Genomic DNA, 12,030 nt, shown 5'->3' with positions numbered 1-12,030 from the left:
GCTCAGTAAAGAGCTTTCTGTTTGATTCCGGCGACACCTGCTATGACGAAGCTATTATCCAACCTCAAAAGAATGGTTCCTTTCATTCGAATTATCATCAATGTGATTTATATCCTGCGATCTTTTATGAGCATAGTATAAATGAAATACAAAAATAAGAAACAGAGGCCGCAATTTGGAACTCAAAAATGAGACATCCAAATTTCGGCCTCTGTTCACATGTCTGCCGGATATAACAAAGACGCCGGCTAAAGCGCGGGCATCTCGTCCGTGATAAAGAAAAGAACCCGGAGCGCAAATTGGCTCCAGGCCCTGCCTGTCTTATGACGTCGCCCTTGATACAAGAAAAACCTTCGCACGGCTTGCTTCTTAGCTTAATTCTTTTGCGTGATATACGAAAAACGTATGCACCAATTATGTCAGACATGCCTGTACGGTATATCTATATGCACCAGTTTTTTCCAGCCTATATTTAAAGTGAAACTTTGCACCAATTTTAGATAAAAATCTCACGGCCCTGCCCTGCGGTTGTGTGTAGAGTAGAAGCCGTGAGAAAATAAGAAATTGCGCTAATTTTGACGTTAATCTAGGAGCGCGGTACTAAAGTTTGATAGTCGCCGTTTTATTAGATCAGAGTGAATCCTTATAACCGTTTTACGTAAACAGAGCACTGCGAGTTGAAAGGCGAAGCGGACAAGCCAAAAATCAGAGTAGAAATATTACTAAAACTTTAAACTGGATAACGTTTAAAATATCGCAAGAAAGATTGGCCGCAAAAAACACTATTCTGTACTATTTTACAAAAGCTTACTATCGAAATCGTTAGCGAATCTAAACAGATTCTCTGCTGAGTCTGAATTGAAAAATACAAGTCCGATATTCTTCACTTCCTGGTAACCTTGAGCTTTTATTTTTTTCATGAACTCAATATCTGCTTTCGTATCTTTTCTAGTAGGATAATAAGAAACCCCTGAGTTCTCATGAATATCTAAAAGAGCATCCTCTTTCCATTGGTCATGCTCTAGGATATGTCCGCCTTTCGGTTCGATAATACATTGATAATACATTGATAATACATTGCGTGGTTAATGTAGTCATTAATAATCATCAAATAATCAGGGAAGAAACGTCGGCCATCTTCTGGATTATAGAAACAGTAATCAAGTTCGTTGCGAATGACGTAAATTTCTGCATCTTTATATTTTTCTCTAAGCTTGCCAATTTGGCCGCCTATCCATTTTACAAAACGTTTTTCTTCACTAGTGCCATAATTTTCGTCATAGGCATACCATTCCGCATGCTTGATATCGTATCTTAAATCCGGCTTAGCATTCTCGCTCTGAGATTTTGAGCGCTCGTCATTTGTAATAAAGGTTTTCTTACCGGTAATAGGGTCTATGGTTGGAAATGATGTGAGATAAATAGACTTTTCTACTTCGAAGATTTCGCGAAGCGGACGAGGTCTAAATTCGCGGTCACCAATTATCCTTGGCATTCCAAGATCAATTTTCTTTCGTACTTCCGGTAGAATTGTACCGACTAATAACTGAAGCTTTTCTTGTGGACCTATCGCAACTTTATTCAAACCCATTTTTACAGATAAGCAGCTTCAAGCAACAAATTGACCCACAGGTTAGCGCTCATAGTCCCGAACCCCTCACCCTAGAAGATAAACTCGAAACTAATGTGAATATATCACCAAAACGGCAAAATGTCTATGGTGAGACTGAAGTATGTCGCATACGTCAAAAGCAGAAAGCATTGTCCGAGATAGAAATTCAAGCCGTATGCAAAAGATACCAGTCAGGAGATTCAGTTTATAAACTAGCCGAAGACTTTAAGTGCCATAGAAGTACCATAAGCGCGGTATTGAAGCGTAATGGCGTAGAAGTATCACATAAAGCATCCACGAAGCCGGAACTCGTCAAAAGAGTAATAGAACTATATGCAGAAATGAAGACCCCAAAAGAAGTTGGCGCTATCGTAGGACTAGACTGCGGAACGGTACGGCAAGTACTAAAAGAGAACGGAATCTATATCCGCAAAAGCTGGGAGTATCCCAAGAACAAATAATCAACCTTAATATAGAAATAAGTTAAAATATCAATATGAGTCCATCGAACCACAGTAAAAGGACAAACGATTCAGGAAAATGGTCTTTCATATTCTTTATAGTACTTTTGGTTGTCATGATAATATATAGCGTTACAAAATCAAATCGGTTAGACGAAACAATAGAAGCATGTTCACGCTATGGGATCGATAGTACAACCTGTCAGCAAAAGCAATCTACATATCACATTGAATGCAGAAAGCTGGACGACATAGGCGTTTCTTACAGAATCTCATGCAAAAACCTATAATGCTATAAATATTAATCATAAGACTTATTCCTCTGTCCATTGTTTTGCATAATCGAGAATGCGACGGTAATGGTTCATGTTTCCAAACATCTTAAGATCGCCCAAGGCGCTGTGCGTACTACACCAATTGAGTTCCTTGCATCGAGGAAGTAATTATCGTTTTTCTTGATATAATAAAGACAGTAACTGGATGAATCATAATGACAAATTCAAAATCAGGAAAGAAAACGACACTAAGCAACCCTATCAGTAAACATAAAGACGATTCTTCAAAATCAAAAGCAGCAAAAATTAAGAAGAAACTAATCATCCTTAAGCTTCTCGTTCTCGTTCTTTGTATTATAGTAATTGGCTCCATAATAAGGTCATTATTAGCCAAACCATCTGATAATGAAGTAGATTCCAGCATAAAATTCAATATGAATGAAGCCATTATTCTTACTCCCCTTGAAGATTATAGGAATATGCTCAACGACGATAGGATGTCAATGGAGATATATAAGGATCGCTTTGGGGAGATTCCGGAGTTTGAGCGAACCAATCCTGACGACGATTCTCTTTATAACTTATACGTGGCCAAAATCACCGATACCTTAAAAATGTATATAGTAGCTTATAATGAAAACCACTCAATTGCTCAAGTCAGATGGGTATTAGATAATTCTGGAGAAGACATAACGTCCGAGAGGTTATTGGCAGAAGATCTGTTCGAAACAACCATTGTCTATGAGTACGGCGATTCGGTACAGAAAGAGGATGAATTTAAGGAGCTCGAAAACGCAATGGGAGCTATCGCACTTGAAACCGCCAGCGATTCCGATAAAACATATAAATTCAAAGACGATATTTACAGAATTAGAAAGAGCGGAAATATTATCACTTACTATTTTACTGATGTGGAATATGATCATATAGAGGAAATGTACATCAAAATAACCCCTGATGTTACATATGACATAATAGATTCGCAATATTATTCGTCAAACAATTCTGGTGATTCGAAGGGTTCTGTGACGACCGATACAAAAGAAGGTGTAGAAAATAAAATCAGAGGTCTCATTAATGAAGAATTTGAAAATACTGATATTATATCTATTTCAATTATTGATGATTTCGGAACAGAAGAAAATGATGACTATGTTGCTATCATCTCACTAAGATATAATCAAGAAAATAATGGAATAAAATCGAAAAAAGTATTAGGACTCTATAATACTGATCTTGCCGCATACATCGGTACAGAAATTCCTAATGTAGAAAAACTTACAATAACTTGGGAAGTTCCGCATCTAGAGAATGCTGCCGCAAAAAGATCCTACGAACGAAAAGGCGAATGGATGCAAACGTCTGACGAACATTGGGACCCACAATTCAACTCTAACAAATAATTGAATCACTCTTCTCAAGACATAGAGACGAGCTGCTAAACTTCTTAGCTATTTTATGAAATCAACGAAGAAGAATGTCACTACCCAGTGACAGCTATTGCGCGAAATAGCGAACTTGTAATAAATATATCAACTAACGGAAATGGATCGCCTTCCAACTTTTGATCCACTAATGCATAAGCTATTTCCCCAAGCTCTGGGGAGCCTCCGATAGTTTCCGGCATCTCTATAGTCATGGGATCTTTCAAAAAAGAAACACAGTTCCCAGCCATTTTAAATACAAGTTTTTTATTAGAGATGTTTGTCTCATTCAAGTCTTCTTTTATCTTTGCTATGATTTTCTTTTTATCCTTCTCCATTTCTGAATAAATGTCGCTCACTTCAGTATATTCGGAGTTAATTGAGCCTCTCTTTGCATCCTTATGTTGATTATAAGTTTTGCAATATAATGCACCAAGAACGGCACCAAATAAACAAGCCGCTAATTGGTTTAGTTTATCCGAGTCTTCTTCTATTTTATCAGCTAAAGTTTCATAGTAGCTCATAGGCTGGAATGTTAAAGCTTCTCTATTGGAGTTACTATAAAATACCGATGCAACATTTTTGCACTTTACATCTAATGATCGAACAAAAGAACCATAATCATTGATAGCAGCGTAATCTTTACAAAACTCAGAGCAGCGAGACGAAACAAGATCACAAATCTTATCGAGTCCTTTTTTCTCTTCGCTTTCATTAGCATAGCCCCAATTAAATAACGACATAAGTAATCCTTTTTAAAATCTACTGCATTTAGTATAATATATGCAAGGATAAATAGCGAGTTTTCGAAAATGTATTGTACGTCATGCGGAAGCCAGATAAATCAGAATGATAACTTTTGTGCCTCATGCGGAACTCTGGTTAAGAATAAAACAAAGAAAAAGAATAGTAAAAACCAAGAACTAATAGAAGGACTAAAGAGTTTTGCGAAAGCTAGAGATAGTTACTACTTGCAGACACTTAGAGCTGAGATGTCCGACGATGAAATAGCCGAAGCATCGAAGTATGCTACTATTATTCTGGTTGATGCCTGGAAGTGGGAAAATGTATTTGGAAAACTAAAACCTCCAACAAGGCAACAATGGAATTGGGACAGTAAAAGGGTGACCGTAGTTTTCACATATTTCGGAATCACCAATCAAGAAAAAGAATTAATCCTTCGTGAGCTTGGAACAAACCTTACAGTAAATGATGTTTATTGGGTCAGTGGCTTTTCGATATATCCAGTTAACAATCTACTACAAAAAGGCTGGTCGTGCTATTCATGCGACAATATGTCCTTTATCATGTATCCTTCTGATAGGTCAACCATAATAAAGAAGGCAAAAATAAAGTTTAAATAAAAAGTGAGAACAGAATGGCAGCCACGAATAAAAACAATAAATCATTCCATGTAGTACACGAAGGTGAAGCGCTAGACGACTTGTTTAGCGATATTGAGACACCAGCAGGAAAGGTTGTAGCTTGGATTATTCTAATGGTCATACTTATAGCCTTAGGGTTTCTTTTAGGTGTTTTTTGACAAGAAAAGTGAAAAAACATTTTCATTTAATAAGCCCGCATTAAGGCGAGCTTATTATTTATGGCATTTTCTTTAGCTTCCTATTCAGCTTATATCGCCCCCACAGAGCATGAATCCACCAGCCTATCCTCTCGAGCATATCGAGTCTCCTATTTAAGTATGAGTACAAGATACTCATCTTTCCGTAACCATACAAGCATGAGTTTAATACTCTTGTTATCTTATTCTCGAATCAGAAAATTCTAAAAACGAGGAAATTACAGAAAGCGACTAAGCTCAAATCTATAAAAGTCGTCGGCTTCTTTCAGATAGGTCTCAAATAAAGCATTTGTAATAAGGTTTCCATTCCTATCAAATGTAATATTTTGCAGCTGGTTATCTTTTTCTAGTCGATTGATCAAATTGATCGTTAAACCGGTCTTTACGAGATATATCTTTTTCCTATCCGTCGTTCCATAAAGAATTTCATAGTATTCATCTTCACTCAGTATAGAATAGTCCAACATCAGCTGGAAGAACATACGTAATTTGAAACTTACAAAGTCCTCCTCAATCTTCTGCTTTACAATAGCGATGTTCGCTAATTGCCGACTGTTCTTTTTGCTTAGATCAATATAAACATTATGATAGGACTCGCGTCCGATTGTTGTATAGGGCTCTTCACCATAGCTTTCTCCGATGTACATTAAGCTATCGCCTTCAGCAATACGCCTTTGGAAATAGGCAACTTCTCCAGCAACGTTCTCCTTAAGCGACTGCTTTCTATTTTTAAAAAACATCTTATAATATGCGATCGCTTTATCGTTCTTTAAACGGGCGAATTCATCATCGATAATACTACCATCACAATGTCTAATAAATAGGTAGCGTAATCGCTCCAAAAAATGGCTCTCGTGTAGCTTAGGATGATCCTTAATTCGATTGATTTTTTCCAGGATCATCTGACAAAGATCGTCTGAAATAGTATATATAGTATTCATCCCGAGGGCAATCATTTGACGTTTTAGCTCTTGTATCGGATCTTTAGCAATAGAAAAGAAAAGGTTTTCATTCTCGACAATCTCTTTACACTTGTCGACATTGTCCTTATTTTCCTTATTCTCGATATCGAAATTCTCGAGGGTAGGATTCTTAACGTTATCCGCAAAAACCGAACTGCGTAAAAGTCGCATTTTATTTTCAAAATTACCTCTACGTCTGTTGTATTCTTCGCTATTGACGAAATGAACCTGAGGCATTAGTAACCCAAGGTTCGGTGGTTGTGAAAAAACAAGGTTTAACCTGTTCACTCGACCTATTAGATTTGTAAGATCTTTCCCATATAAATTAGTTCCGTTAAGGATAAATAGCGAACTAATAGGTAAATTGATACCCTCCAGAATGACCTTGTTTGCAATTATGAACTTAAGCTCAGGAATTTGAGAGTATTTGTATTCTAAGTATTCTTTTACGTTATCTGGCATTTTACCATGCAAATAGATGATGCCTTTCTTAATATAGTCGATAGCGTAAAAATCGTCATGGACGTATTCTTTAAGGCTTTTAATAACCTCCTTCAATACTGGACTGTCTTGAACTGTTGTTATTAATTGAGAAAACTCTTCTGCAAATTGCTCAATTTTCCTAGGCGCATACAGATAGCAGAAAGATTTATCAGTTGCATTTTGATTGATATAGCTAAACATTGTTTCGCTATGACCGACAGGAAAGAACGTGTCGGTAAAACGATTGTACTTCTGGACTGTACCATCTATGCAATACTCGAAAAGCTCGGGTTCTTTAATGTTGAATCTAATGCGCTGTTCAAATATCTCCTGCGATTCATCTGTTTTGAGGTTGTTCGTATCCGTAACTAACGGGGACAGATATATCACTTCAGATTCTTTACTGCGCTGACGATTAAGCCTTATTAAGCGAGATAGTAGTATTGACCGAGAATCACGTTCCAGGAGCCTATGAGCCTCATCAATATATAAGCAGTCAAAGAATATATCGTGCTTATCGAGAAGCCTTAACGCTCTTTCTTGAGTCAATACGGCAATAAAACGTTCTTCATTGCTATACATTTCATCGTGTATAATAATTTTAGCGCCAAACTTCTTACGGCGAATAGTACGATAGCTTTGCATCAAAAGGGATTTTGTAGGAACAATAACGGCAACCCGCTTAAAGGTCTCCCAATGCGTAGCAATATGATCAAGAATAATACTGCTTTTTCCAAAGGAGGTAGGGGCAATATAGCAAATGTCTTTACTGGTACTATTTAATATCCGATCTCTTGTATGCTTTTGCCCATACGTTTCGATAATCGACTCGCGTTTATAGCCATCATCAATCAGGGTGGGGATAATTGCAGAAGTGATATTGTCTATTTGTATCTGTTTAAGATCAGCTATAGCACGAGAGATAGGATAATATCCAATATTAATACTAAAATCATAGAGCGGAGTAAAATCATTAAAAGACAAGGAGTATTTCAAAATGATGAAATAGGCCAACTCCACAAATGAGGTAAGCCGGTTGTCTCTTTCATATTTTCTCAATAGTATAATCGCTACCGTCAAGAGAAAAGTCTTTTCATTTTCGTCGAGTCGCGTCGGAGCGACGGTCAATTTTTCCATCGCTGCATTATATAGCGGCAGCGTTCTTAAATTTTGGATCAGCCTATTATCATCCATTCATTATCACTCCGATTCAATATATTCTATAAAAAGATCTGTCGAACGATGTGTTACGCATATTACGTGGACATGCTTACCCTTCAGTTTATCTGAAAGGTGTTCAATGTCTCTTTTAATAAGAACATGATCTGGTTGCGACCAAACTCCAGAAAGAAACACAGTTCCGCAAGGCATAGTATTAAACTCTTCAATTGAACGGAATTTACCATTTGTGAAGTCATTTGCGAGTTCTTTTATGTTTTTACGAATATTAGCTGCAGTGCCTACATCGTACTGACTGGCGTGAGAATAGGCTTCTTGCCATGGATTGTTTGGTAGTTCTTTTTTCCCACTTTTATCTCTACCGGATACCTTCGCCGAAAGATCATTTATGGCCAGAGTAACTTTTCCTGCATGAGATACATCCTTTGAATCTATAGATCCCGCCTTACTTTCCATCAACCATTCCAGTCCGTCCTTAGAGTAATATCCATCAAAGCCCTTCTTAATTGAATTCTCTTCAAGGTTTAGAAACAAGCATTCCTGCTTGAAATCAGCGAGCCTGATATATAGATGAACAAAAAACTCAGCCGTTGCTCCCATAATCCATTCTGGGTTCTTGGAAGAAAATAAGTTCCTTACACGTGTTTTTACCGTAGAGAGACTTGATCCCGATTTTCCCTCACATATCGACACGAAATTCTCATCAAGAACGGCTTTTGTTGCTTCGTCTATATTTTCAATATCAATAATTGTAAGAACTGTATTGTCGGAAATCGCATGTTCCTCACAAACAAATGGAATCATATAATCATAACCTCTCACTCAACAAGAATCAGTATTAAACGGGCCACATCTCTAATCATTTCTCTTTCCGTATGGAGCACGTTCTTCGGCAACCATGGAAAGCTCCTCGTCGTGGTAAGAATTCTCATAAGGAATGACTTTTTTGGCGACATCCTCAGTATCCATTACATTATCCGTCCAAAGCTCACACTGTAACATTACAGTCTTAAGCGCATCGTCCATGCCTTCTGGCGGATACTTGTGCTTTTTCAGAAGTTTCTTAATCAGCATACGCATCTTAGCTCTGGCTGAATCTCGCTTTTGCCAATCAATCGTCCTATTCTTTCTAAGCGTTTCTGTGAGCTCCTTTGTGATAGCAATAAGCTCATCGTTTTCGTAGAAATCTTTAATGGCACGAGGCTTCGTCAGAGCATCATAAAAAGCAAGTTCATCTGCGGTAAGTCCGAGATTTTCGCCTTCCTCCTGAGAAGCGGCAATCTGATGGGCTAGATTCAAGAGTTCCTGAATAACTTCTTCGTTTGTCAGCATGCCATTCAAGTAGGCTTTCATCATTCTCTGAATAATCTCACTAAACTTTTCCGACTTGACGACATTTGTCCGGCGATAAATTGAGACCTGTTCCGCTATCAATTTCTTCAAGAGCTCAACAGCAAGGTTTTTTTCTTTCATTTTCGCAATTTCTTCAAGGAACTGCGGATCAAAAAGATTAAACTCTCCGCCCACATCGGTAAATAGATTTATAACTCCATCGCTCTTGATACTTTGCTTGAGAAGTTCATTGATGCGCCTATTCATTTCCGGCAATGAAATTTTCTTCTCCCCGCCAGTATTTGACAGCCTTAGAACAAGTACCCGGACTGACTCGAAGAATGCAGCCTCAAAGCGGTCATCCTCGTTCACCAGGGAAGAACAGAGCGATAAAGCTTGATGGAGTAATAAAGCTTCACGGATAAAGCCTTCTCTCTTTTTCTCATTTCGAACATCAACAATAAAGTTGACCGCACCGCTGATAGCCTTTGCACGCTCAAGGTCTGTGCCAGTCTTAAACTTGGAATAATCATACCCATAGAACAAATCTCGACAAATGGAGAGCTTCTCGAGGAATTTCGGGTATGCGACCTTTGCAACATCAGTGTCGCCATAGTTCTTTTTATCTCGTGCCGTATAATCATTCATTGCTTGTTTGAGAGCAGAAGCAATTCCGACATAGTCTACGACCAAGCCACCTTCCTTATCTTTGAATACACGGTTTACACGTGCGATAGCTTGCATGAGATTATGTCCGGACATTGGCTTGTAAACATACATCGTAGCAAGCGACGGAACATCAAATCCAGTAAGCCACATATCTACCACAATAGCAATCTTCATTGGGCTATTGTTGTCTTTAAAGAGCTTCGCCAAGTGATCTTTGTGGCGTTTATTTCCGATAATCTTGCGCCATTCTTCCGGATCTTTATTGCTTTCGGTCATCACGACACCGACTTTTTCAGTCCAGCTCGGACGGAGTTCCAGAATGCGATTATAGATTTTCATGGCAATTGCCCGAGAATAAGCTACAATCATCGCCTTTCCGGTCAAGAGATTCTCGCGGTAATTCTCATAATGATCAAGGATATCATTTACAAGCGAGTTTATCGTGTTGTCGTTGCCAAGAATCGCCTCCATTTGGCCTAGCTCACGCTTACTACGTTCCACAACGGACGGATCGGCGTTATTTGCCATGATTTCATATTCTGTATCAATCAGCTTCAAAGTATCAGCATCAAGATTCAGCTTAATAACACGGCTTTCATAATACACCGGGCGGGTTGCGCCATCCTCGACAGCCTGAGTCATATCGTAGACATCAATATAATCACCAAAGACTTCACGGGTACTGCGGTCTTTAGAGGAAATCGGAGTACCTGTAAAGCCAATATATGTAGCATTCGGAAGGCTATTACGAATAATACGTGCCGTACCTACTACACGCTTGGCGATTTCCTCGCCTTCCTCGTTGGTTGTAATCTTAATCTTTTCTGTTAATCCATACTGGCCACGATGCGCCTCGTCTGCCATCACGATAATATTCTTACGTTCAGAAAGCGGTTCTTGAGATTCCTCAAACTTCTGCATCGTTGTAAAGATAATACCATTCGCCTGACGTCCGGCGAGCAATGTTTTTAGATGCTCGCGACTTTCAGCATGCATCGGTTCCTGACGCAGAAATTCCTTACATTTTGCAAATTGACCATAAAGTTGATCATCAAGGTCATTACGGTCAGTCAGAACTACAATAGTCGGGCTATTCAATGTTTTCTGCAAAAGATGGGCATAGAAAACCATCGACAGAGATTTGCCACTGCCTTGTGTATGCCAAAATACGCCACCCTTACCATCACCGCCATCGGCGGATGCTTTCTTAGTGGAGGCAATGGCTTTATTTACGGCGAAATACTGGTGATATCCTGCCAGAATCTTAAAGACATTTACGCCTTCATTAGAGAAACAGATAAAGTTTCTTATGATGTCCAGCAGCCGCTCTCTCTGAAACATTCCTTCAAAGAAAGTATCAAACTGGGCATACTGCGTGTTCTCGTAATTTCCGTCTACGGTTTTCCATTCCATAAAACGGTCTTCGCCAGAAGTGATGGTTCCAGCTTTTGACATTAAATGGTCGCTTATAACGCAGATCGCATTATAGACGAACATAGACGGAATCTCATGCTTGTAGTTTTGAAGCTGCAAATACGCTTCACTTGCGTCGGTTTCTTCTCGCGACGGAGATTTCAGCTCCACAATAACCACAGGAATACCATTCAAGAAGAGCAAAACATCCGGGCGCTTATTGCTGTTTTCAATAAATGTCCATTGGTTAGCCACAATGAAAGAGTTATTGTCGGGGTTCGCATAATCTACAAGATATACGACAGCAGAACGCTCAGCGCCATTAACAAAATATCTAACCGGAATACCGTTTTGAAGATAGTCCATAAAGACAGAGTTTTTCTGGACGAGCGAATCATTTTCAATATTCTTCAGCTTATTAAGAGCCTCAATGAGCGCATCCTGCGGCAGTGTTGGATTTAAGCGCGACAAAGCATCCTCTAATACTTCTTCGTAAAGAGGATTGTGGAGATCACGTTCAATATCTGGGCCATACAAATGTTGATAGCCCATATTTTGGAATAATTCTATGACGGAATTCTCATAATCCGCCTCTGTATAACCAGGCATAATATTTCGCTCCTTTGCGTATATTTTAC

At 38.7% G+C, this 12,030-nt stretch carries 7 protein-coding genes; 2 read left to right on the top strand and 5 right to left on the bottom strand.

Annotation, left to right across the window (positions count from 1 at the left end; translation table 11 throughout):
* Nucleotides 1–1,021 precede the first annotated feature (1,021 nt).
* Nucleotides 1,022–1,585, bottom strand: coding sequence for a hypothetical protein (locus CZ360_RS05380; protein WP_143530158.1), 564 nt, complete (start codon nt 1,583–1,585; stop codon nt 1,022–1,024).
* Between the two features lie 978 nt (nt 1,586–2,563).
* Here CZ360_RS05380 and CZ360_RS05370 point away from each other — a divergent pair.
* Entirely contained in the window at nt 2,564–3,751 is a 1,188-nt protein-coding gene (locus CZ360_RS05370; protein WP_077533172.1) for a hypothetical protein, read from the top strand.
* An 80-nt stretch (nt 3,752–3,831) separates the two neighbouring features.
* Here the strand turns inward: CZ360_RS05370 and CZ360_RS05365 are convergent, their stop codons facing one another.
* Nucleotides 3,832–4,515, bottom strand: a complete 684-nt coding sequence (locus CZ360_RS05365) for a hypothetical protein (protein WP_077533171.1) — start codon at nt 4,513–4,515, stop codon at nt 3,832–3,834.
* Between the two features lie 69 nt (nt 4,516–4,584).
* Between CZ360_RS05365 and CZ360_RS05360 the strand changes: the two genes are divergently transcribed.
* Nucleotides 4,585–5,136 (top strand): zinc ribbon domain-containing protein, encoded by a 552-nt coding sequence (locus tag CZ360_RS05360; RefSeq protein WP_077533170.1) that lies wholly within the window; start codon nt 4,585–4,587, stop codon nt 5,134–5,136.
* Between the two features lie 436 nt (nt 5,137–5,572).
* Here the strand turns inward: CZ360_RS05360 and CZ360_RS05355 are convergent, their stop codons facing one another.
* Genes CZ360_RS05355 through CZ360_RS05345 form a run of 3 tightly spaced genes read right to left on the bottom strand, consistent with a single transcriptional unit; the run spans nt 5,573 to nt 12,001 of the window.
* Complete coding sequence (locus tag CZ360_RS05355) at nt 5,573–7,993, bottom strand: DEAD/DEAH box helicase (RefSeq protein ID WP_077533169.1); 2,421 nt, start codon at nt 7,991–7,993, stop codon at nt 5,573–5,575.
* A 6-nt stretch (nt 7,994–7,999) separates the two neighbouring features.
* Nucleotides 8,000–8,782 (bottom strand): hypothetical protein, encoded by a 783-nt coding sequence (locus CZ360_RS05350; RefSeq protein WP_205411105.1) that lies wholly within the window; start codon nt 8,780–8,782, stop codon nt 8,000–8,002.
* Nucleotides 8,783–8,833: 51 nt separating this feature from the next.
* A complete protein-coding gene (locus CZ360_RS05345; RefSeq protein WP_077533168.1) occupies nt 8,834–12,001 on the bottom strand; it encodes a type I restriction endonuclease subunit R in 3,168 nt (1,055 codons plus the stop codon).
* Between the last annotated feature and the right edge of the window lie 29 nt (nt 12,002–12,030).

This window comes from Massiliimalia massiliensis (assembly GCF_900155615.1).
Lineage (GTDB): Bacteria > Bacillota > Clostridia > Oscillospirales > Ruminococcaceae > Massiliimalia > Massiliimalia massiliensis.
Note: the sequence above shows the minus strand (reverse complement) of the source record. Positions and strands in the feature narration are given on the sequence as shown.

Coding starts and splice junctions, on each gene's coding strand:
- CZ360_RS05360 (WP_077533170.1), top strand. CDS start 4,585: ATGTATTGTACGTCATGCGGAAGCCAGATAAATCAGAATGATAACTTT.
- CZ360_RS05355 (WP_077533169.1), bottom strand. CDS start 7,993: ATGGATGATAATAGGCTGATCCAAAATTTAAGAACGCTGCCGCTATAT.
- CZ360_RS05365 (WP_077533171.1), bottom strand. CDS start 4,515: ATGTCGTTATTTAATTGGGGCTATGCTAATGAAAGCGAAGAGAAAAAA.
- CZ360_RS05350 (WP_205411105.1), bottom strand. CDS start 8,782: ATGATTCCATTTGTTTGTGAGGAACATGCGATTTCCGACAATACAGTT.
- CZ360_RS05370 (WP_077533172.1), top strand. CDS start 2,564: ATGACAAATTCAAAATCAGGAAAGAAAACGACACTAAGCAACCCTATC.
- CZ360_RS05345 (WP_077533168.1), bottom strand. CDS start 12,001: ATGCCTGGTTATACAGAGGCGGATTATGAGAATTCCGTCATAGAATTA.